Below are 22874 nucleotides of genomic sequence, written 5' to 3'. Positions count from 1 at the left end.
GAGGGATCTTGAGTCATGACAATGGTATTAAATGAAGATCAACTGATGTTGCAGCAATCGGCCCGTGATTTTTGCCGCGAACAGGCACCCATCTCAGTAATGCGTGGTCTGCGGGACAACAGGAACCCCGATGGTTATTCCGAAGAGTTGTGGCAGGCCATGGTCGAGCTGGGCTGGGCCGGCATGGCTATTCCGGAAGCGTATGGCGGCTTTGAATTCGGCTATTCCGGTCTTGGGCTGGTGCTTGAGGAAACGGGGCGGACGCTGGTGCCGACCCCGCTGATATCAACGGTGTTATTGAGCGCGACGCTGATCAATCTGGCCGGCAGCGACGAGCAAAAGCAGGAGCTGCTGCCCGGTATCGCCAATGGCGAGAGCCTGATGGCGCTGGCGCTGGAAGAAACCGCTATTCATAATCCGCTGCATATCGAACTGAAAGCCGTGCAAACCGGTTCAGGTTATATACTCAATGGCAGCAAGGATTTTGTCCTCGATGCCCACGTAGCCGATCAATTGATCGTGGTTGCCCGTACGGAAGGCGAGACCGGGCAGCAGCACGGCATCAGTCTGTTTCTGGTCGACCCATTGAGTCAGGGTGTCGACATTCAGAGATTGCACATGGTCGATAACCGCAATGCTGGCAACATTCAATTTGTTGATGTTGAAGTACCTGCTGAGGCCCTGTTGGGAGAAGAAAATAAAGGCTGGCCAGCGTTATCGCGCACCCTGGATATTGGTCGCATAGGCCTCGCCGCGGAAATGCTGGGCGGCGTTCAGGAGGTATTTGAACAGACTGTCGAGTATATGAAGCAGCGAACCCAGTTCGGAGTGCCTATTGGTGCATTTCAGGCGCTGCAACACCGTGCCGCCATCATGTATTCGGAAATTGAGCTATGCAAATCACTGGTGCTTAAAGCCTTATATGAACTGGATCGTGGCGATGCCGGCGAAGACATACCGGCGCTGGCAAGCATGTGCAAAGCCAAGTTGTCGGAGGTCTATATGCTGGTCAGCAATGAAGGCGTGCAGATGCATGGTGGTATTGGCATGACTGACGAGTTTGATATCGGTTTCTTCCTGAAGCGTGCCCGTGTGGCCCAGCAGACACTGGGCGATGCCGTTTTTCACCGTGATCGATACGCCAGTCTGCGTGGGTTCTGACAATGCTATTGCTGGTCCTGGGGTTGTTACTGGCAGTGTTGGCGTTCTTCCCACAGATGTGGGTCAATTATGTAATGAAAAAGCACCACCGCGACGACCCGGCCATGTCCGGCACCGGTGGTGAGTTGGCGGAACACCTGATATCTCGCTTCCGTCTGGAAGGCGTTATCGTGGAATCGACCGAGGAGGGCCGCGATCACTTTGATCCGGCCGCTCGCGCGGTCCGTTTAAGTCCGAGTAATTACAAAGGTCGGTCTGTCACGGCGGTCGCAGTCGCCGCTCATGAAGTGGGACATGCGATACAGTTCCACCGCAACGAAGCGATATTTGAGTTGCGTCAGAAATACATGCCCACTGCGGCCAGGTTCAGCAAAATAGGCGTGGCGTTGATGGTCTCGGTGCCGGTTGCGGCGATGGTGCTGCGTTCCCCCATCGCAATCGGCATCGTCATCGGGCTGAGTGTATTGTTCCAACTGCTGGGAGCACTGGCGTATCTGATTGTATTGCCGGAGGAGTGGGATGCCAGTTTCAACAAGGCTTTACCCATTCTGGTGGATGGTGAATACATCTCGTCTGATCAGCACAGGGGCGCGCGGCAGGTGCTTAAAGCGGCGGCCCTGACTTATTTTGCCGGTGCGCTCGCCAACATTCTCAACATCGGTCGCTGGCTGATGATTCTGCGCCGCTGATAGCGGACGAAATTAAAGACTGTATGAATTAAGGACGCTACGGCCAGTGGCAGGAGAGACCAGGGCGGTGGGCTTTGGCCAGCAAAGGTCACGCGCCGTGGCCTCTCTTTTATCTGCAGTGGCGAGTCAGACTGGCAAAACAGCTGCGGCAATAACGACCGGGTTATGACCTGAGAAAGCCGCACCGCAGTAGCCAAAGAAGAAGGGGGTGCGTTACTTTTCGCCATGCGAAAAGTACCACCCCCTTCTGTTCGCTGCTCTGGCAGCAGCCAGTAATGTTAGCGACATGCCTATAGCGGGGTCATTACCTAAAGATCTGCTTGAGCAGAGTATTTATTCAGCGATCGCATCATAAACCATGCGCTTGCTGATACCCTGCAGTTGTCGAGCATAACCCAGGTTGCGGTTCTGGATCATGCCGATAAAAACCAGATCCTGCACCGGATCAATCCAGAACCAGGTGCCACCGATTCCCCACCACCAGTAGCTGCCTTCACTGACGCCATCATTTCTCGCCGGATCGGTCACGAGCGCAAAGTTCAGACCAAACTGGTTGCCCGGATAACCAGGGATTTCGTCCATGCCGGCTGGCAACTGGTTGCTGCGCATCGCCTCGACCGAGGTTTCTTCCAGCAAACGCTCACCGTTGAATTCGCCGCCATTCGCCAGCATCTGCGTGAAGCGCATGTAATCTGTAATTGTCGATGCAAGTCCGCCGCCGCCACTATGAAAAGAAACGGGGGCAGCATAATCACCGCCGAAACCATCGTTTGGTGCGGTCAGTCCGTTCTGGCCGGACATGTACATGGTTGCGAAACGATCACGTTTGTCTTCTGGAACATAAAACCCGGTATCGGTCATGCCCAGCGGCTCAAAGATGCGTTCCTGCAGAAATTCGTCAAACGGCATGCCGGATAACACTTCAACAAGGCGACCCTGAACATCCACGGACACGCTGTAGTGCCACAGTGTGCCGGGTTGCTGGCGTAGCGGAATGCGCGATAGTTTATCGATCATGTCCTGCAATGTGCCTTCGGTGTCCAGAATGTTGGCTGCGACATACTGCGAGTCGACCTGCGATCGGGAGAATAACCCGTAAGTGAGTCCGCCTGTGTGCGACATCAATTCACGAATGGTCATTTCATGGTTGGCGGGTTCGGTGACCGGGAAACCACCAGGGCCATCTTCAATTGCGACCTCAAGGTTGGCCAGCTCAGGAATGTACTGGGATACGGCGTCATCCAGAGAGAATTTCCCTTCCTCCAGCAACATCATCATGGCCACGCTGGTCACAGGTTTGGTCATCGAGAAGATACGGAAAATGGTGTCTTCAGTGACCGGTTCCTGGTCCGCAATTGACTGATAACCATAAGCATCCAGGTGAACCAGTTTGCCATTGCGCATCAATGCGCTGACCACTCCGGCGAGATTGCCTTCGTCAACTTCCTTGCGCATGGCATCGGCAAGATCATTGACGCCGTCAGCGCTGAGGCCGACTTCTTCAGGGCTGGCACGACTGAGGTCGCGTTCCTGTGCAACCAGTGAGGGGGCAAATGCCAGCGTTGCCAGTGTTGAACCAACTAGCAGTAATCCGGCCAGTCTTGTGGGCAGTAACAGTCTTTTCATGATGAGCCTCTGTCTGTTGATTTTGTGCGCCGGACTTTCGACCAAGCTACCGGCCAGGCTATCCACCCAGCCCTGACAGCAACGTAGCCAGCGCACTATGGAGCAACCGTCCGGAAGTTTATAACACTCTACCGTCAGAAGTCACACACGTGTCAGGTGCGCCGCGTCAGGCTCCTTTATATTTGCGACAGCCTGACAGCGGGCGGCCGAAATGGTACTTTAGTGGTATTAGTCAGAGAATCCAGACGATCAAAGTTATATTTATTTAAAACATGAGGTTAGGTTTATGGCGAAGTATCTTATCACAGGCACCAATCGCGGCATCGGGCTTGAATTAGTCAAGCAGGTGCTGGGTCAGGGCCATGATGTTGTGGCAACCTGCCGAAAACCAGAAAACGTTCCCGAACTGCGAGATCTGCAACGTGCCAATGCGGCACTCCGCGTGTTACCACTGGACCTGGCAAGCGCCGAGTCGCGTCAGGTACTGGTAGATGCACTTAACGGTGATGCCGTTGATGTCCTGATTAACAATGCCGGCATGTATGGGCCGCGGGATGCCAATATTGGATCTTTGCGCGAGAGTGACTGGGCGGAGGTTATGCTGGTCGACGTAATAGCGCCGGTGCTGCTGACCCAGGCGTTGCTGCCAAACCTGCGCAAAGGCACTGAGCGTCGATTGGCGTTTATCAGTTCAAAGATGGGGTCAATCAGTGACAATGGCAGCGGTGGTTCATATTTGTACCGCACGGCCAAAAGCGCACTGAACCAGGCCGCCAAATCGTTGGCCATAGATTTGCAGCCGGAGCAGTTCATCGTGTTGAGCCTGCATCCGGGTTGGGTGTTGACAGACATGGGTGGCCCCAATGCCCTGATCGACACCAACACAAGTGTTGCCGGAATGCTGAAGGTGATTGACAGCGCCCGGCCGGTCGATAGTGGTTTCTTTTTCGCCTACGACGGAGCTGCCATTTCCTGGTAAATCGGCACGGGTTCAGTTGAGTCTTGACAGCCCGGCCGCAATCGGGGCATTATCTCGCCCCATGAACATGCAAACACAGTATTTCTGGCGGTTTATCAACAAGGGCCGCCAGAAAAAATACGATCAGACTATCTGATCTGAGTCTTTTTCAGGCTGCCCCCGTTAGGAAGGCGGCCTGTGTCTTGATAAAAATCCTGCTCCAACTGTGTGATTACTCCTCGATTCCGGCCTCGCCATAGTAGCGGGTGCAGCCTCTCCGACACGAGAGGAAACAACGTGAATCACATAAACCAGACTACCTATACCACCGCCGGTGGTGTCCGCATCAATCACCAGCAACAAGTCTGTGATGGTAAAGCAGAGATGAACCGTCGACTGGCGCTACTCGACAATTATTGTGGCATGGCGATGGTTTGCGGCGTTGATTATCCGGGCCGTTACCGTCGCCACGAACGGGTTTTTACCACTCCCCCTGTCCGTATTACCGCCCGCCAGCAAGCAGTTCGTATTGAGGCGCTTAATGCGCGTGGTGAATTGCTGTTGCACGAATGTCACAGGGCGCTTGCTGGTGACAGCTCCGACTATCTGCTTGAGTCAGTGTCAGAAACCAGCATTGTCTGCAGGGTGACAACATCGAATGGCTTTTTTGCCGAAGAGATGCGAACCCGTCAGCCCAGCGTGTTTTCGATTCTGCGACGCCTGATAACACATTTTTCCAGCGTCCACAGCCAGTTGCTGGGTCTGTACGGCGCGTTTGCCTATGATCTGGCATTCCAGTTTGAGTCGATAACGCAGCGCCAGCACAGGTCCAGTGATCAACGCGACCTGGTTCTGTACCTGCCCGATGAAATCCTGACGGTGGACAGTGACAGTGGTGCGGGTGTAATCCACCGCTTCGATTTCTACTGTCGTGATAGTGCCGGTCAGGTGTTTACTACCGGGGGCCTGAATCGGCAGGGCAAGGCAGTGCCACCTGAGGTTGATACTACCGCCCGTTCTTGTGCCAGCGTCGCCAGCCTGCATCAAACGCAGGCCACAGTTGCCAGCGACCATCAGCCCGGAGAGTACGCCGCTGTCGTCGACAAAGCCAGGGCCCGTTTTAAATGCGGCGATCTGTTTGAAGTGGTGCCGGGTCAGACATTCTCCACCGAGCTGCAGTGTCAACCGTCAACAATTTTTGACAGGCTCAGGGCCAGTAATCCGTCTCCCTATGCTGCGCTGATCAATCTGGGTGAGCAGGAATATCTGGTGTCTGCGTCACCCGAGATGTTTGTGCGAGTCAGGCCTGATGCGTCTTTGGGTGACCTGGTGGAAACCTGTCCCATCTCTGGCACCATTGCCCGGGGCAGCGATGCAATGGAAGATGCCGATCGTATCCGGCAACTGCTGAATTCGAGCAAGGATGAAGCCGAGTTGTCGATGTGTACAGATGTCGATCGCAACGATAAGAGCAGGGTCTGCGTGCCAGGCAGTGTTCGCATTGTCGGGCGCCGTCAGGTAGAGCAGTACTCAAAATTGATACACACCGTTGATCATGTGCAGGGTCGATTGCAGTCCGGTTTCGACGCGCTGGATGCGTTCCTGTCTCACACCTGGGCGGTGACGGTAACTGGCGCTCCGAAACAGCGGGCGATGCAGTTTATTGAAGACCATGAAAAAACACCGCGTTGCTGGTACGGCGGTGCGTTTGGTCATCTGGGATTTAATGGGGCCATGGACACTGGTCTGACTATACGCACGGTGCAGATACGGCAGGCGGTGGCGCAGGTGCGGGCGGGCGCGACGCTGCTGCAGGACTCCGATCCGGTGGCGGAAGAACAGGAAACCCGCCTGAAAGCATCTGCCTTGCTATCAGTGCTGCAACCAGCGATGAAGAATACGGACTCACCCGGGAACAAGGGTTCAACGTCAATTTCGTCAGCAACGGGCATTGGCCTGAAGGCTTTGATGATTGATCATCAGGATTCCTTTGTTCACACACTGGCAGCCAGTTTTCGGGCGACAGGTGTTGATGTAACCACCTTGCGGCCTCAAGCTGCACGAGCCGCATTGCAGAAGCAGGCATTTGATCTTGTCATTTTATCACCCGGGCCGGGGCGGCCAGCCGATTTTGATTGCAATACCACGCTGGCGCTGTGCGAAACGCTGGACCTGCCTGTATTTGGCGTCTGCCTGGGTTTACAGGCAATGATCGAATACGCGGGCGGGTCCCTGGCGCTGCTGTCACGGCCAGTACACGGCAGTGCCTCGCCGATAGTGCATCAGGGCGGCAGGCTGTTTGATGGCGTCATGAGTCCCTTTAATGCGGGGCGTTATCATTCAATTCACGCGGGTCAGGTGCCTGATGACTTTGTTGTCAGTGCGCGCAGCAGTGATGATCACTGTGTGATGGCAATAGAGCACAGAACCAGGCCCTGGAGCGCGGTGCAATTTCATCCCGAGTCATTGCTTACGCTGGCCCAGAGTGCCGGTGATCGGCTGATCCGCAATGTTGCACAGGCGTCAGCGCTGGCGCGTCGCTTCCCGCCTGCGCAATACACGGGCGGGAATCACGGATAACAGCAATGCAATAGCGAGGTAAACATAAAAGGGTATATGCACTTCATGCAGATGGGCATCGGCGACGGTGCCCAGCGCAATATCGGTGGCAGCGCTGCCATCGGCCAGCTGCAAGCGATAATCCCGGTTCATCTGGCCGCTAAAGACAAACCAGCCCTGCGCATCGGTGCTCAGCTCAGTGGCATCGTCAGTCTCGCCAGCTGGCACGGAAATTGGCTCTATCAACAGTGCCGTATTAACCAGAGCAGTGCCATCGGCACGGCGCACCTGTCCCATCATCTGCTCGCGGTCGGTGAAGATGTCAAAGCTTATGTCCTGTGACAGGCTGCGGTCCTGCACGTATCCGGACAGCTGAAATATCAGCAAGGCAGCACCGGCAACGATGAGTCCGATATTGACGAGCCGGCTGGCAAGGTCCCAACCACGAACCTGTTGCCAGGCGCGTATGGCGAATGCCATCACCATAAGCGCCGCAATCTGGCCAAATTCGACACCCACATTAAACAACAGAATTTTGCTTAACAGGGCTGGGTCGTCGGCCAGTGTGACTTCCTGCAGTCGGGCGGACAGGCCAAAGCCATGAATGAGGCCGAAAATGAACACCATCAGCAACAGGTTTGGTGCCTGCACCCCCAGCCAGCGCTGGAAACCATTCAGATTTTCGAAACCTTTATAGGCAACGGTGACGGCGATGACCGCGTCAATCAAATAATGATTGGCAGTAATGCCGGCATAGGTTGCAGCAATCAGGGTCAGGGTATGGCCAACAGTAAACGCGGTGACAAATCTCAGAATATCGACAAAGCGGCTCAGGAAAAACATGACGCCAAGCAGAAACAGCAAATGATCATAACCGCTTAACATATGCTCAGCGCCTGTCCACATGACTTCCAGATAGCCGCCTGATGCCATGCGTTCACGGGCGGTTTCGGTCATGTCGTGCGCCAGCCCTGCCAGTGGCGATGACATCAGTAAAATGCCTGCCAACGCAGTCAGGATAAATTTGCCAGCAGCCGGTCCTGGTGAGTTGTCGTTCTTGTTCAGGGCAGTCACCTTGTGTTTCAGATGTTGTTGGAAAAGCTGTCGATGCCGGTTAATCTTGCCGCAAGGGCCTGTTGTTTTCAATCAGATCACGGTGCAATCCGTGTAATCAGTGCATTCATTGCGCGGCGTGCGTAAAATGCAGGCATTGAGCGGACTGAAACCGTCTGCTGCCCTATGTTCAGCCTCAGAGCAAAGCACCGTTTGTACAGGAAGCCGTATGTCTGAATCAAGCTCAGTACCCCCCGAAGCGCCAACAACTGATATCTGTCAGCGATTTTTGTTCGCCGATGACGATGTGCGTGGCGAAATTGTCCGTTTGACGCGCAGTTACACCGATACCGTCAGCGATCATGGCTATCCCCCTGCCGTGCGCACTCTGCTGGGCGAGTTTCTGGCAGCGGCAGTGCTGCTGGGGTCCGCCATCAAATATGATGGGCGCCTGGTGTTGCAGGTGCGCGGTGACGGTGAACTGAACCTGGTAATGTCGGAGTGCACCAGCGAGGGTGCCATTCGGGGCATTGCCAGATTCGAAAAAGTCCCCGAGAGCGCTGATTTTGATGCGCTTGCCGGTGAGGGCCTGTTGGTGATTACCGTTGACTCAAGACGTGCGGATCCCTACCAGGGCATCGTGTCGCTGGAAGGCGGCTCACTGGCGGCGTCTTTACAGACCTATTTCGAACAATCGGAACAGTTGGAAAGCTGGTTTTATTTCGCTGTTGATGACAATCAGGTATGCGGATTTTTGCTGCAGCAATTGCCGGGCTCGACGGCTGCCAGCGACGACGGTACGCGCGAGCAGCGTTGGCAACACCTGGTTACCCTGGCACAAACCCTGACCACCAGCGAAATGCTGGCGCTGAGCAATGAAGAATTACTGCATCGCCTGTATCACCAGGAAAATGTGAAACTGTATCCGCCCCGAGAGTTTCACTATCAATGCAGCTGCTCTCGCGAGCGCACCGCACGAGCTCTGGTATCCATTGGCAAAGAAGAAGTTGATAGCATCATTATCGAGCAGGGCGAGGTCAGCATTGCCTGCGAGTTCTGTGGCACGGACTATCGCTTCGATGCGTCGGAAATCGCGTTGTTATTTCAGGACAGGGGTGACCTGTTACACTGAGCGGCACTAGCAGATAAATAAGTCAGGTTTAATTGAGGAGCATGGGAATGCAGGGATTTGTGATCAGGACAGGCATTTTTGGTGTGGCAGCACTGATGTTGGCAGCATGCTCCGGGGCCGGATCAGGCGATCCGGCGCCACTGGAAAACCCGGCTGTTTATCAGAACCAGCAGGGGCCCTATCGTAGCGAAAACGTACAGGTTGTTTTGCAACCCACAGAACGCACGGAAATCAAGGCTGTCATGCAGCAGGATCAGGTGCTGATGTATCAGTGGGTTTCCAGTGCGCCCGTCTATGTCGACTTCCACGGCCATGACCCGGATGACGATTCCTACTGGTATCGTTATCGAGAACAGGAGCAGAGTATGAACTCCTTTGGTAGCCTGGTGGCGCCGGTCAGCGGTGAGCACGGCTGGTACTACCGGAATGATACCGACGCAGAAATTGTGATTGACCTGCGGGTGAGCGGCTATTTCGAACAGGTCAGAGATTTGGGCATTTTTGCCAACCCTGAAACTGAGCCTGAAGCTGATACCGGCGCCTGATAAGGCGCCGACGTTTCAGCGACGCGCACCCACTGTGTCAAAAAAATTCATGACTTTTCGCATGTTGGTGCGATTGCTGGCAATAAAATCAGTGTGATCCGCGCCTTCCAGCTCGATATAGAGGTGCGGCATACCAAGGGACCGCATGGCTGCCACCCACTGGCGGGTTCTTTCTACCGGGACCAGTTCATCTTCGGTGCCCTGAAGGACCAGTATCGGTGTGTCCCGTATCGGGGATAACACGGTGGGCGAAAGATCAGCTCGTGGCGCCGGTGCTGCAACCGCCAGGGCGGCAAACATACCCGGGTTCCTGACAGCGATGTGGTAGGTACCGGCGCCGCCCATGGAGTGGCCCCACAGGTAAGTGCGTTCTTCATCAACACTGAATTCGTTCCTGACCAGCGCAATCACATTCATCACATCGGCTTCGCTATGTTCGGCGTGAACAGCTGTTTCGGTGGGGCGAGAACCATACCAGCCGCGTCTGACATATCCCAGTGGTGTGACCACGATAAAACCGTACGCCTCCGCGTAGTCCAGTAAGCCGTCGTAGCCCATCAGCCAGTCGTAAGTTCGTCCCAATCCATGCAGAGACACTACCAGCGGAGACGGTGAGCCTGCCGTGTAACTGGTTGGTACAAAAACAGCATAAGGCAGCGTTTCGCCCGTGGGTTCAAAGGTATAACTTCGGTGCTGAACGCGCTCATCCGTTATCATGCTTTGATCGTCTGCGATTTCACGTGCAGCCTGCACAGAATTGCATGACAGCAGCACGGGCAGCATCGCCATTGTAATGACAGCTGATTTCAGGAAATTTTTCATGTTCTGTGCTCCTCGGTCATGAATGATTCGAAAGCCTGCGCAGCACGCTCAAGCCCGGCATCGTCTATGTCAAGGTGTGTGACCAGTCTGACGCTGTCGCGGCCCAGACAGTCTGCCTTGATCCGGTGTTGTTCCAGCCATTGTGCCAGCCGTTCCCGGTCCAGCCCGTCTACCTTGATGAAGATGATGTTGGTTTGCGGCATTGCCAGCGTGTAACCGGCGTTGGTGAGTCTCTGGGCCAGTTCATTAGCGCGCCGATGATCGTCTGCGAGGCGTTCGACATGGTGCTCAAGCGCGTGCAGGCCGGCTGCTGCCAGCAGACCGCTCTGGCGCAGGCCGCCGCCGCAGACTTTGCGCCAGCGCCTGGCCTGTTCGATGAAATCCGCCGGTCCCAGCAGGACCGAACCGACCGGAGCTCCCAGACCTTTTGACAGGCAGATGGACACAGTATCAAAGTGACGGGTAATGTCTGCCACTGGGCACTGCAGGGCGACGGCCGCATTAAAAACGCGGGCGCCGTCCAGATGCAGTTGCAGGTTATTGGAATCGACCAGTGCCCGGGCCTGAGCAAGATACTGTAGCGGCAGTACCTGGCCGTGAACGGTGTTTTCCAGACACAATAGTCGGGTACGGGCAAAATGGCAGTCATCCGGCTTGATGGCGGCGAGCACCTCATCAAGGTCCAGTGCGCCGGCCGCAGTCATTGGCAGTGGCTGTGGCTGAATGCCGCCCAGGGCCGCAGCACCACCGCCTTCATAACGATAGGTGTGAGCCTGCTGCCCAACTATGTATTCGTCACCGCGGCCACAATGTGACAGCAAAGCCACCAGATTGGACTGGGTGCCAGACGGCATAAACAGACCGGCCTCCATGCCGGTCATGTTGGCCAGAGTCTGTTCAAGTTGCCTGACGGTAGGATCCTCTCCCCACACATCATCACCGACTTCGGCGTCAAACATGGCCTGGCGCATGGCCGCTGTGGGTTTGGTCACGGTATCGCTGCGCAGGTCGACCCAGGCAATGGTGTCGGTATCGGGCATGGTATCCTCGTACAGATTGAACGTGTGTCAATGGAAAGGCTTGGTCAGGTGATGCTAACTGATTCGGTTGCAGATTGCAGTCTCCGGCTGTCAGTCTCGGGGCCTCATGTATATGGCACCAGAGTCTGTTGGCGCACGCCATAGTCGCGTACCATTGATGGCCCATGAACAGTCTCTTTGACCATGCCTGGATTGTGAATTTTGAAAGACGCCCCGATTAATAGTCCGCTTGTACTGGCAGGTGCAGGCCACGCCCACCTGGTGTTATTCAGGCGCTGGCTCGACGATGGTTTTCGACCGCCTGCCGGGACAGTACTGATCAATCCGGGGCCTGACGCCTGGTATTCCGGCATGATGCCGGGTTTGCTGGCTGGCCGGTATACAGCGGCGGATTGTGCGATCGCATTGGCACCCTTGTGCCAGGCACTGGGTATCGAATTGATTGACGATAGTGTGGTGGCGCTAAATGCGGCTGGTAACGTGATCACGCTGGCAAAGGCAGGAGCTTTGTCTTATCAGACCCTGTCCATCAACACTGGGTCCAGGCCGCCGCCTCCGGTTCTGAATGATGGCAGCATCGATCTGGTGCCAGCCAAACCTTTCGCCGAGTTTTTTCAGCGCTGGCAGCTATGGCAGCGCGGGGAGGCGCCGGCGCGACTGGGCATTCTCGGCGGTGGTGCTGCGGCTGTGGAGCTGGCACTGGCATTGCGTAAAAGCCTGCCGGCCAGTGACGTGCATGTGTTCAGTGGACGGGCGTTGCTTGAGGGTCATGCGTGTGGACTGATGCACCGCGCGCGCAACCTGCTGTTGGCGCGCGGTGTCAAGCTGCGAGAGGATGTCTACATTGATCAGCTGCGTCAGGGGCAGGCGATGAATGGTGAGCGCCCGCTGCAACAGCTCGACGCACTGATACTGGTCAACGGTGCCGCTGCGCAGAGCTGGTATCAGGATAGTGGACTGATGTGTGATCAGAGTGGTTTCATTCGTGTTGACGATACGCTGAGATCGACAAGCTCGTCTGACGTATTTGTGGCCGGCGACAGTGCTGCACATGCAGGCAGTCAAAAATCAGGTGTTTATTCTGTGCGACACGGCGCAGTGCTTGCCCGCAATATCAAGGCGAAACTGACCGGTGGTGAGCTGACAGCTTACCGGCCGCAGAAAAGCGCATTGGCGCTGTTGTCGACCGCCGATGGCGGGGCCCTGGTGCATTACGCGGGCTTTACATTGAGTGGCAGATTGATAGGCAAGTGGAAGAACCACCTTGACCAGGGGTTTATGAAAAAGCACCGCCTAACGGATGCCCGTTAGGTTGTGGCAGGAATGTTCAGATTGAATGCCCCCAGTGGGTAGGGTTGACCATTGATCAGCAGTTCTATCTGATGTTTGCCAGCATAGAGTTTGCGTGTTGTCATCGGCGCCAGTGAAATGTGTTTGCTGACTGTGACGGACTGATTGCTGTCAAGGCTGGTCTGGGTAAGCTTAAACACTTTGGCGCGGGCAGCGCCATTGGCTTTGACAAAATGCACCTTAAAATCGATCAGTAACATCTGCCGCTGGCCACTGTTATTCGTGAGTGTCGCGCTGAATTTGACGCGTTCACCCACATTCACATTGCCCGGCTGAATATTGATATCACCTGTTCCGATGTTGCTGGCTGACTTGAAACCAAAGATGGCCAGCGCGCGCGGCTGTCCTTCCTTGAGTTGGTTTCGCAGGGCATGCCTGACGATCCATTTTCGCTCGACACTGGCGTTCCTGAACCAGTTCTCCGCAGTGGACAACAATATCAGCGGATGGTCTTTGCCTATGTCATTGAGGTTGTTGGCGACTGAACGGCGCACATAAAGTGAGTCATCGTCCCTGAGTTGCTCAAGTAGCGCCAAAACCGGCGCGGGGTCACGCTGAAACGCGGGCAATCGTGAGGCCCACGGCAATCGTGGCCGGGTGCCTTCGGACACCAGTCTTCTGACATGTTCACTCGGGTCGTTTACCCAGTTTTGCAGTCGTTTTAATGTGGCTTCCGGCTGTTGTTGCAGGAAGGGGCGGATACTGAACTCTGCGGTAAAGCGTTGCGTCAACTCGTACTGCGCACGCATTGATGTCTCGAAGTCCGCCAGGCCGTAACGGGCAACAAAAAATGTATGCGGCATGAACAGAAACGGCGCCAGTGAACCACCTTCACGGTCCTGTGTGGGGGAGGTTTCGCTGACTGCCGGTTTGGCGGTTGGCAACGATGCCAACAGAATATCGATAGCCTCGGCATAATTGTCTGGCAGTGCATGAAACAGTCCGTCCGCCATATGCCAGCCACGTGGCATCAGTTCCAGGCTGTCGTAATCCGTTAGCACATAATCCAGAAAGATTTGACGTCTGAAAGAGGGATATGTGGCGCTGATCATGTCGGCAATACGATGCGCTATTTCCGGGCCGTACTGGTTTTTCAGCGGTTCTGCCATCGATTTGGTACTCTGTTTCTGTTCTCAATTTACGTTCTTTCGGGTTATGGCCGCATGACTGTGCGTTTGCTTTCAAACAGCGACCAGATGAAACCCACTGCAGCACCGACAGTGAAGTCGTCCTCAAACAGGGGGCTGTCACGATTTTCCGCGCCGTGATGGAAGCTGGTCTGAATACCCGCAATTATCCGTGCCTTGTCATTGATGTGCCAGGTACCGGAGAAATTGACGCCGGTGCCAAAGTACCCTGATGATGCCTCAAACGGCGTGCGGGTAGCGGTAGCAAATTCGGTTTCTACATCGTAAAAGTAGCCATGCACATCACGCGTTGCCCATACCGGTCTGATCGAAACGGTCGCTTCAAGTTGTGGTGACAAAAACCCGTAGTGGCGATAGCGCAGCATGGGTTCAAAGACATAACCATGATGGTCTACACCGCTGAAGTCTGTCGACAAGGCAGCGCGTGCCTGTAATGACAGTTCAAGCTCACTGTAGCTGGTGTCGCTGAACTGAAAATCAGCCAGGCTGAAGACCAGCTGGGGACCGACTTCAAAAATAAAGTCGAGATCGGGCATGCCTTCACGTAGCTCGTTACCATCACTGTCTGCATCAAAGGCGGCAGCGAAAGACAGAGACAGTTCGTAAAAATTGTTTTCGGCGGCAACTGCGCGCGCTGTCTGGCCGTCCCCTATGCGCAACACATCGCCACGGTAGACCACGTACGGCAGGCCCAGGCCGCGGGTCTGGTGCTGTGATGATCCAGGGTAATGCGGTTGAACCAGCACACCGGCCCCTGCACCGAGCTCCCACAGTGGCTTCTCAAGCATCACCGGTTCAGCCTCCTCAGCTGCCAGCGCTGGCCAGGGCAGAATGGCAAGAGCGGCGATAACCGCGGCGAAAGGTTTTCTTTTGCTGGGAATGTTGTGAAAACTGATCATAGGGTTCCAGTGATGTCTGATAGAGTACTGCTGATTCGGTAACCGGCCTCGGCGAGTCGCAGCCTGGCAGTTTGTCTCATATTGCTTTGATAATCGTTGCTCAAGGTGATGCTGTCTGGCCTTTGCCCCCTGCTTTCACCGCGTCGCACCTCGGCGATCACGCGTTCAGGATAGACCTGCCGCAACAGAAGACTGCGGCTCTCCTGCAGCCAGAGAGTCGGGGCGAACGCCTGTTGCCAGGTCAGGCTGGCAGCTTGCCGGGAAACTGCCTGCAGATTGTCATTGAAATCAGAACCGCGCAAGGCCTGGTCCCAGATTGCGTGAAGATTGCCGCCGCGTGTCGATATGGCATTGCCACCGCGGTCGCCGGCGGGAAACAGTCTTGCTGATACCAGGCCACCGGTATGCAGCGGCTGGTGAATATCACCAATCAGGTGGAGCAGCCAGCACAGTGCAATGGCACGCTGTCCCGCATCGGTTTCGTGTTCAAGCTGCCACGCAGCCCGCTCCAACGCTGTCAGGACATTGCTGGCATGAGAAGCAAAGCGACTGTTGTCTGCCGGTGCGCCGGCAATGTCAGGCAGTGGCCTGGTTTCGATGTAGAGATTGCCCTGGACTGTCGCGTGATCACGTAGCCAGGCGCCCTCTATCCAGTGCCAGTCAGGCTGGTTGTAACGCGAACGAATGATCTCGGGCAAACCGCGGGCCAGGTCCGGCCAGACTGCCGCCTGACCCAGAAGCCAGCGGGTCTGCTCATCGCTGGAGGCAGCGCGAACAGCGTCAGGCATGGCTTGCTCAAAGTCGGCGGTAAAGCGAGGATGATGCTGTAATACCTCATGCCAGTACTCACGTTGTGTCTGAGTCAGGCTCTGATAGGCGACATAAACACTGAGCCGATGTCCGGTCGCGTCCCAGGCGTACAGTGGAGAAGCCAGCGCAAGTATCGGCAGCACGATGCAGATGCGGAGCCATGCAGGGAGTGGTTTGACGGCAGGCATGATGGTTCCCGGATTCAAAGTAATACAAGAAGACTGAATGAGCAGGACGAGTTTAGCAGACGCAGGCGGATTGCAGGTTCCGGGCGGGCAAAAAAATGCCCACGTGATGGCAGGTAATCCGCGCGCATCACGTGGGCTAGTATCACCCATCAATGGAAAAGGGGAGAGTCAGTTCCATTTCTAGCAACTGATAGGGGAATATCAGTGCTATGTCTGTAATAATGCATTGTGCGTGCCAGCTTTTATGCTGTATTGTTATCTTTATGATATGTAAAGAAATTAATTTTTATGGCGGTCTGAATGTTAATTCGGATCTGGATGTTTGAGTTTACAGCGCTCAGGTTGACGATACTTTTTGGTTCTTTTTATCGGTGTCTGCACCAGTTTGAGGCGGATCGTTGTGTTAGCTTGACAATATCGTGTCGTACTTGATGAATCGAGATATGTTTTATGGCTTCTTTTGATATACCGCCGACAGAAATCGAATTGACGGCTATTCGGGCACAGGGTGCTGGAGGCCAGAATGTCAACAAGGTGTCATCTGCCATTCATTTGCGATTTGATGTGCCGGCGTCATCACTGCCTGAGCATATCAAGGCTTTGGTGTTGGCGCGGCGAGACCGACGTATGACCTCGGAAGGCGTTATTGTGATCAAGGCGCAACGTTTCCGGACTCAGGAAAAAAACCGCGAAGACGCATTGCAGCGGTTACAGGCCCTGCTTGAGGATGCGTCGCGTACGGATGCGCCACGACGGCCGACGCGGGTTCCACGTTCGGCGAAACGAAAACGCCTTGAAGGCAAACGCAAGCTCAGTACCACCAAATCTTTGCGAAGCAAACCGAGTCCGGAATGACTACAATGGCAAAAACTTTCATGAGGCAGTGTGCATGACCACCCAACTAAGGCCTTTTCATCTCGCCATCCAGGTTCGGGATCTGGCAGAGGCGCATGATTTTTATGGTAAAAAGCTGGGGCTGCCCCAGGGGCGCAGCTCCGATCAGTGGATAGACTTTAACCTGTTTGGCCACCAGTTGGTGGTGCACGTAAACCCTGGTATCGGGTCGCAAGGGCAGGTTAACCAGAGCAATAATCATGTCGATGGCCATGGCGTGCCGGTGCCGCATTTTGGTGTGGTGCTGAGCATGGCGGAATGGGCCACACTGGCAGACAGGCTGCGCGCTATTGGCACAAAATTCATTATCGAGCCTTATATCCGTTTTAAGGGTGAACCCGGCGAGCAGGCGACACTGTTCTTTCTGGATCCATCCGGCAATGCGCTCGAGTTCAAGGCATTCAAGGACATTGAGACACAGCTGTTCGCGGTCTGAGCGATTGCCAAAAGGAAGCCTTTACCGATGAAGTTGACGATGCAAATACGCCAGTTGAGTCTGGTGCTGATGTTCTGTTGCGGCAATACACTCGCTAATGACGATGACCCGCGTGCAAGGGAGGCTGGCATCGCGCCGGGCATCTATCAACCCGGCACCCACAATGCCATTACTGATGTGTCAGGAGTGCAGGTAGGGCATGTCACGATCACTGCGGAAGACAATGTGCGTACCGGCGTCACTGCAATTTTGCCGCACACAGGGAACCTGTATCAGGACAAAGTACCCGCCGGATTTTCGCAGGGTAACGGCTATGGCAAGATGATGGGGACCACTCAGGTTATTGAGCTGGGTGAGATTGAAACGCCGATTCTACTGACCAATACCCTGTCCGTGCCGGAAGCGGCCGCCGGTGTCATTGAGTGGACGCTGGCGCAGCCCGGAAACGAAGCAGTGCGGTCGGTCAACGCCGTTGTCGGTGAGACTAATGATGGCCGTATCAATAATATCCGTTTGCGCGCGGTGCGACCGCAACATGCGCTTGCTGCCATTGAGGCGGCAGGTCCGGGCCCGGTTGAAGAGGGCAGTATTGGTGCCGGGATGGGCACGGTCAGTTTTGGCTGGAAAGGTGGCATCGGGACCAGTTCCCGGGTTCTGCCTCAGGAGGCCGGCGGTTTTACCGTGGGCGTGCTGGTGCAGACCAACTATGGCGGCGAATTGACAATAATGGGCACGCCCGTGCGCCGGCAGGATCTGCAGGTGCCAGGGGATCCGTTGGCGGTTGCCACCAGTCCGGATGGTTCAGTGATGATTATTATCGCCACCGATGCCCCGCTGTCTGACCGCAACCTTGAGCGCCTGGCTGCTCGCTCTTTTCTGGGCATTGCGCGCACTGGTTCAGTCATGTCGAACGGCTCTGGCGACTACGCACTGGCGTTCTCAACAGCCACCAGCGTCCGTCGTACGATCACGCGACGTGAGCAGTTACATACGCTGCAGGACTGGCCCAATGAGCATATGACCCCGCTGTTCCAGTCGGTTGTTGAAGCCACAGAAGAGGCTGTCTACAACGCGCTGTTTAAAGCCAGCAATGTTGATGGTATCAGCGCAGGACAATATCCGGCGATCCCCGTTGATGGCGTTCTGCAATTGCTCGGATACCCCGCCACAGGCCCCTGACTGCGGCGTCTGATTCATGTGTTGGGTCTCGCCGACATTAAAATTTCATTTAAATCAATGGCCTGTGATTTGGCATTCAAATCTGTTGCGCTTGCCCGACACCGGCTGACCAATCAAACGCCTTCTTTTTTCATAAGCTTCTGAATAGATTGAATATTTAATTCTGGCACGGCGGTTGCAACACCCTCAGTGCATCGGAACGGACACAAGCCGTGGTGTCTACGACCATCAGGATAGGAAACAGCAGGAGCTGAATATGAAAAGAACGACAATACAAACCCTCTGCATCATTGCAGGTCTGACAGCAGGCTCATACTCAACTTCGTTGTTGGCCAACGAAACTGGGCCCTACGTCGGTGGTGCTTTGGGCCTCGTCAGCGTCGACGACAGCGAATTTGACGACGACAACAACGCTGCCCAACTATTTGCTGGGTGGCAGTTAAATCCTTATTTTGGCATCGAGGGCGGTTATACCGACTTCGGTGAGGCTGGAGGAGATCTCGCTGAATCCGAGATCGACGGCTACAGCCTGGCGGCTACAGGGCGACTGCCGCTAACCGACAGCTTTGCGTTGATCGCAAAAGCAGGACGCTTCTGGTGGGACAGTGATGTCCGCGTGGGGCCGTTTAGTGAGTCCTTCAGTGGTAGTGAACTGACATACGGTGTAGGCGCTCAGTTCAGCATCACTGAGAGTCTTGATTTACGCGTGGCCTATGATCGACTGGACGTTGATCTGGGAGAAGATGAAATCGGACCGATCGCAGGTGGCGATTTCGATTCCAAAGTTGATGTGTTGTCAGCGGGCCTGAAGTTTACCTTCTGAACACGACGACAGTTTCAACATGGATGTGTGCAAGGATGTAAGTGAAGTTGTGACAAGGATGTTAACACGGATGTGTTAATGGTCAGATAAGCGCACACGGGAAGGAATCCCGTGTGCGCTTTTTCTGTATCAGTACACTTCAAACAGTCCGGCGGCGCCCATGCCGCCGCCGATACACATCGTGCAGACCACGTATTTGGCACCACGACGCTTCCCTTCAATCAGTGCATGGCCGACCATACGCGCACCGCTCATTCCGTAAGGATGGCCAATCGAAATCGCGCCACCGTTCACATTCAACAGGTCATTGGGGATGCCCAGTTTGTCGCGGCAATACAGAACCTGAACCGCGAAGGCTTCATTCAGTTCCCACAGCCCGATGTCATCCATTTTCAGGCCGAAGCGCTTGAGCAGTTTGGGGATGGCAAATACCGGACCGATACCCATTTCATCCGGTTCGCAACCGGCCACCGCCAGGCCCCGGTAAGCGCCCAGTGGTGTCAGACCTTTCTGTTCGGCCAGTTTGCTGTCCATGATGACACTTGCTGACGCGCCATCGGAAAGCTGGCTGGCGTTGCCGGCAGTAATACAGCCGCCTTCAATGACAGGTTTCAGGCCCGACAGCCCTTCGATGTTGGTTTCCGGGCGGTTGCCTTCGTCTTTTGCCAGTGTGACCTTTTTGAAACTGACTTCGCCGGTTTCCTTGTTCATGCCCCCCATGTTGGACTCCATGGGCGCCAGTTCCTGGTCAAACTTTCCGGCAGCCTGTGCGGCAGCTGTACGCTGCTGGCTCTGCAAACTGTATTCGTCCTGGGCTTCGCGGCTGATGTTGTAACGCTTGGCAACCACCTCTGCCGTCTGCAACATCGGCATGTAGGCGTGTTGTGACATGGCAACAACGTTGTCATCGACAGTTCGGTATTTGTTGCGGTGGTCGTTCTGCACCAGACTGATGGATTCCATACCGGCGCCAATAACAATCGGCATGTTGTCGCAGACGATCTGTTTGGCTGCTGTGGCGATTGCCATCATGCCGGAGGCACATTGACGGTCCATGCTCATACCGGAGACAGAGCTGGGCAGACCGGCGGCCACGGCGGCCAGACGACCGATGTTGTAACCGGTGGTACCCTGCTGTACGGCGCAACCCATGACCACATCATCGATTTCATCCGGTGCAATGCCGGCGCGGCTGACGGCTTCGCGAATCGCGTGCGCGCCCAGCGTCGGGCCATCGGTGTTATTGAAAGCGCCTCGATAAGCTTTGCCAATCGGGGTGCGCGCCGTCGCGACGATCACAGCTTCTTTCATGATGAATCCTTTGATTTATAGTGTTAATTCGTAACATCACAGCAATGCGGGAGACCCTGTCCGCTGTGATCTGCGAGTGACTGAGCGTTTGTTCGGGTTTTGCATCGTCGCCAAGTGTAACGTAAAAATCACACAACGGAAAATAGCCGTGTCCGGGCAGCAAATAAAGCGTGCCAGTCAACCTTTATGGGCGTCTGTCGCAGCCCCGTTGTAACCGGCGCAAGCGCTATTGTGCGATATCAGACGCTGTGCTAGCGTCAGCAAATAAATGGATGAACGGTCTGGTTGTCTTCCCCTGCGGGCCGTGTCCGGTTGCTGTGCCCGATTGCTGATATCGGCCCGGTAGACCGGCTGAACAAGAAAATTTAATAGCGTTATTTTCCCCCGGAGGAAGTCATGAAAAAACGTTTGTTAACCGCGTCGTTGTCGGTGCTGGCTGCACTTAGCTTCAGTGCCAGTGCCCAGCAGACCAGTGAGCGCGTGGGCGATTTTGCCCTGCTGGATCATGAAGGCCTGTTTCACCACATGGCCTGGTACGATAATCACAAAGCCGTCGTGCTGATGGTGCAAACCAATAACAGCACGGCAGTACAGCAGGCCCTGCCCGAATTCCAGGCTGCCAAAGCAGCTCATGCTGATGATTTCCAGTTTTTCATGCTTAACCCCCTGGGGGAGTCACGTGATTCGGTCGTCGCTACCGTGTCGTCACAAGGTCATGACATACCTGTGCTGATTGACGATGCCCAGATTGTTGCAGATGCACTGGGTGTGCGCGCAGCAGGCGAAGTACTGGTGCTGGACCCACGCAGCTTTCAGGTGACCTATCGCGGGCCGGTCAGTGGCCTGGCAACAGCCCTGCAGGAGATAGATGCCGGCAATGCCGTGACAACGTCGTCATTGGCCGTGACCGGAGAGGCGATCAGCTACCCGGCGCGCGATGCCGATATGGCACGAACAATATCCTATAGTGAAGAAGTGGCACCGATTCTGGCGGAAAATTGCGCCAGCTGTCACCGGGAAGGCGGAATTGCGCCGTTTGCCATGGACAGCCATGCCATGGCTCAGGGCTGGTCACCCATGATTCGTGAAGTGCTGATGACCAAGCGTATGCCGCCGGGTCAGATCGATCCCCATGTTGGCGATTTCACCAATGATTACGTACTGAGTGTGGACGATCAGCAAACCCTGCTGCACTGGATCGCTCAGGGTTCACAGAAAGACGGTGACCAGGACCCGCTGGCCATGCTGGAATGGCCAGCAACCGAATGGGCTTTTGGTGAGCCGGATCTGATTGTGAAAGTGCCGGCGCAGAGCATCCCGGCGACGGGCGTACTGGATTATCGTAGCGTGGTAGTGCCGTTTGAGGGGCTGACCGAAGACCGTTGGGTCCGTGCCAGTCAGTACATTGCGGGTGATCGCACGGTACTTCACCATACCCTGAACAGTATACTGCCTCCCGGCTCTGATGGCCGCGGCAGCTTCCTGGGTGGTGGCAATCCTGACGAACCCAGCATCACCGCCTATATCCCTGGTGCTGCGCCGTATCATGAGCCAGAAAACACCGGTGGACTGCTGCGTGCTGGCTCACAATTGGCGCTGCAGCTACACTACACCACAACCGGGCGCGAAACGGTAGATGAGAGTGAGATAGGTATCTGGTTCTATCCCGAAGGCTATGTGCCAGAGAAACGCATGTCTGGACAGTGTGCCTGTATCTTCACGCCGACCTGGACCAACATTCCACCGAATGATCCAGACTTCGAAATGGCGCAGACAATTACTGTGCCACGTGACGCCTACCTGCATTCATTCCTGCCGCACATGCATTTCCGCGGCAAGCGTATGCGTTTCGAAGCGCAATACCCTGATGGTAGCAGTGAGGAGCTGATCAATATTGCCAACTACAATTACAATTGGCAGTTAAGTTACAAGCTGCGCGAACCCAAGCTGGTACCTGCCGGTACCAAAATTGTCGCCACAGGCGCTTTCGACAACTCCAGCCAGAACAAGGCCAACCCGGATCCGGAGCGTTCGGTACCTTGGGGTCTGCAAAGCTGGGATGAGATGTTCTTCGGTGCGGTCAATTGGCAGTACGTAGATCAGAGCCCGGCGACCGAAGTCGCTGCGCAGTAATACGCAGCTCAACTGAAAAGGGGACGGAGGGATTTAATCCTTCGTCCCCTTTTTCTTTGCACACGCCTCACGAAGTCAGCGCCTGGCGGCTCGCGGCTGCAGAGGGGGAGGTTCCTCG

The 22874-nt window shown here is 55.3% G+C and carries 20 protein-coding genes; 12 read left to right on the top strand and 8 right to left on the bottom strand.

What is annotated here, in order from left to right; all coding sequences use genetic code 11:
- Positions 1–15: 15 nt before the first annotated feature.
- Positions 16–1161, top strand: a complete 1146-nt coding sequence (locus tag PHACT_RS05160; protein WP_070116211.1) for an acyl-CoA dehydrogenase family protein — start codon at positions 16–18, stop codon at positions 1159–1161.
- 2 nt (positions 1162–1163) lie between these two features.
- Positions 1164–1850 carry a zinc metallopeptidase gene (locus tag PHACT_RS05155; RefSeq protein ID WP_070116210.1) on the top strand — a complete coding sequence of 229 codons (687 nt, stop codon included), beginning with the start codon at positions 1164–1166 and terminating at the stop codon, positions 1848–1850.
- Positions 1851–2183: 333 nt separating this feature from the next.
- Here PHACT_RS05155 and PHACT_RS05150 read toward each other — a convergent pair whose 3' ends face one another.
- On the bottom strand, positions 2184–3476 hold the full coding sequence (locus tag PHACT_RS05150; RefSeq protein ID WP_070116209.1) for a serine hydrolase domain-containing protein: 1293 nt from the start codon (positions 3474–3476) through the stop codon (positions 2184–2186).
- A 286-nt stretch (positions 3477–3762) separates the two neighbouring features.
- Between PHACT_RS05150 and PHACT_RS05145 the strand changes: the two genes are divergently transcribed.
- Entirely contained in the window at positions 3763–4455 is a 693-nt protein-coding gene (locus PHACT_RS05145; RefSeq protein ID WP_070116208.1) for an SDR family oxidoreductase, read from the top strand.
- 276 nt (positions 4456–4731) lie between these two features.
- Entirely contained in the window at positions 4732–7014 is a 2283-nt protein-coding gene (locus PHACT_RS05140; protein ID WP_070116207.1) for an anthranilate synthase component I, read from the top strand.
- On the opposite strand, the gene PHACT_RS05135 is transcribed toward PHACT_RS05140, so the two are convergent.
- On the bottom strand, positions 6958–7983 hold the full coding sequence (locus tag PHACT_RS05135; RefSeq protein ID WP_083264584.1) for a HupE/UreJ family protein: 1026 nt from the start codon (positions 7981–7983) through the stop codon (positions 6958–6960). The genes PHACT_RS05140 and PHACT_RS05135 overlap by 57 nt on opposite strands.
- A 292-nt stretch (positions 7984–8275) precedes the next feature.
- Here PHACT_RS05135 and hslO point away from each other — a divergent pair, with 292 nt between their 5' ends.
- Entirely contained in the window at positions 8276–9178 is a 903-nt protein-coding gene (gene hslO / locus PHACT_RS05130; RefSeq protein ID WP_070116205.1) for an Hsp33 family molecular chaperone HslO, read from the top strand.
- A 47-nt stretch (positions 9179–9225) separates the two neighbouring features.
- Complete coding sequence (locus PHACT_RS05125; RefSeq protein ID WP_070116204.1) at positions 9226–9723, top strand: hypothetical protein; 498 nt, start codon at positions 9226–9228, stop codon at positions 9721–9723.
- 15 nt (positions 9724–9738) lie between these two features.
- Here the strand turns inward: PHACT_RS05125 and PHACT_RS05120 are convergent, their stop codons facing one another.
- Together PHACT_RS05120 and ltaE are read right to left on the bottom strand one after the other, a co-directional pair.
- Positions 9739–10545, bottom strand: a complete 807-nt coding sequence (locus tag PHACT_RS05120; RefSeq protein WP_070116203.1) for a carboxylesterase family protein — start codon at positions 10543–10545, stop codon at positions 9739–9741.
- On the bottom strand, positions 10542–11585 hold the full coding sequence (gene ltaE, locus PHACT_RS05115; protein ID WP_070116202.1) for a low-specificity L-threonine aldolase: 1044 nt from the start codon (positions 11583–11585) through the stop codon (positions 10542–10544). The genes PHACT_RS05120 and ltaE overlap by 4 nt, the downstream gene beginning before the upstream one ends.
- A gap of 201 nt (positions 11586–11786) precedes the next feature.
- Here ltaE and PHACT_RS05110 point away from each other — a divergent pair, with 201 nt between their 5' ends.
- Complete coding sequence (locus tag PHACT_RS05110; RefSeq protein WP_070116201.1) at positions 11787–12896, top strand: FAD-dependent oxidoreductase; 1110 nt, start codon at positions 11787–11789, stop codon at positions 12894–12896.
- On the opposite strand, the gene PHACT_RS05105 is transcribed toward PHACT_RS05110, so the two are convergent.
- From PHACT_RS05105 to PHACT_RS05095, 3 genes are read right to left on the bottom strand one after another with little or no spacing between them, the layout of a single operon-like run.
- Complete coding sequence (locus PHACT_RS05105) at positions 12893–14044, bottom strand: DNA alkylation repair protein (RefSeq protein WP_070116200.1); 1152 nt, start codon at positions 14042–14044, stop codon at positions 12893–12895. The two genes, PHACT_RS05110 and PHACT_RS05105, sit on opposite strands and share 4 nt — an antisense overlap.
- A 44-nt stretch (positions 14045–14088) precedes the next feature.
- Positions 14089–14982, bottom strand: a complete 894-nt coding sequence (locus tag PHACT_RS05100; protein ID WP_070116199.1) for a MipA/OmpV family protein — start codon at positions 14980–14982, stop codon at positions 14089–14091.
- Entirely contained in the window at positions 14979–15980 is a 1002-nt protein-coding gene (locus PHACT_RS05095) for a S1/P1 nuclease (RefSeq protein WP_070116198.1), read from the bottom strand. Before PHACT_RS05095 ends, PHACT_RS05100 begins: the two co-directional genes overlap by 4 nt.
- Before the next feature lie 450 nt (positions 15981–16430).
- Here PHACT_RS05095 and arfB point away from each other — a divergent pair, with 450 nt between their 5' ends.
- The 4 genes from arfB (at position 16431) to PHACT_RS05075 (ending at position 19312) form a co-directional block, all read left to right on the top strand.
- Entirely contained in the window at positions 16431–16835 is a 405-nt protein-coding gene (arfB, locus tag PHACT_RS05090; RefSeq protein WP_070116197.1) for an alternative ribosome rescue aminoacyl-tRNA hydrolase ArfB, read from the top strand.
- A 34-nt stretch (positions 16836–16869) separates the two neighbouring features.
- Entirely contained in the window at positions 16870–17310 is a 441-nt protein-coding gene (locus PHACT_RS05085; protein WP_070116196.1) for a VOC family protein, read from the top strand.
- Between the two features lie 27 nt (positions 17311–17337).
- Positions 17338–18489 (top strand): P1 family peptidase, encoded by a 1152-nt coding sequence (locus PHACT_RS05080; RefSeq protein ID WP_317622246.1) that lies wholly within the window; start codon positions 17338–17340, stop codon positions 18487–18489.
- Positions 18490–18745: 256 nt separating this feature from the next.
- A complete protein-coding gene (locus tag PHACT_RS05075) occupies positions 18746–19312 on the top strand; it encodes an outer membrane beta-barrel protein (RefSeq protein ID WP_070116195.1) in 567 nt (188 codons plus the stop codon).
- 129 nt (positions 19313–19441) lie between these two features.
- Here the strand turns inward: PHACT_RS05075 and PHACT_RS05070 are convergent, their stop codons facing one another.
- On the bottom strand, positions 19442–20623 hold the full coding sequence (locus PHACT_RS05070; protein ID WP_070116194.1) for an acetyl-CoA C-acyltransferase: 1182 nt from the start codon (positions 20621–20623) through the stop codon (positions 19442–19444).
- A 396-nt stretch (positions 20624–21019) separates the two neighbouring features.
- Between PHACT_RS05070 and PHACT_RS05065 the strand changes: the two genes are divergently transcribed.
- On the top strand, positions 21020–22756 hold the full coding sequence (locus tag PHACT_RS05065) for a thioredoxin domain-containing protein (RefSeq protein WP_070116193.1): 1737 nt from the start codon (positions 21020–21022) through the stop codon (positions 22754–22756).
- Positions 22757–22874 lie beyond the last annotated feature (118 nt).

The sequence above is a fragment of the Pseudohongiella acticola genome, from assembly GCF_001758195.1.
Classification (GTDB): Bacteria; Pseudomonadota; Gammaproteobacteria; order Pseudomonadales; family Pseudohongiellaceae; genus Pseudohongiella; species Pseudohongiella acticola.
The sequence above is the reverse complement of the archived record's forward strand: the minus strand, read 5'-3'. Positions and strand labels throughout refer to the sequence as shown.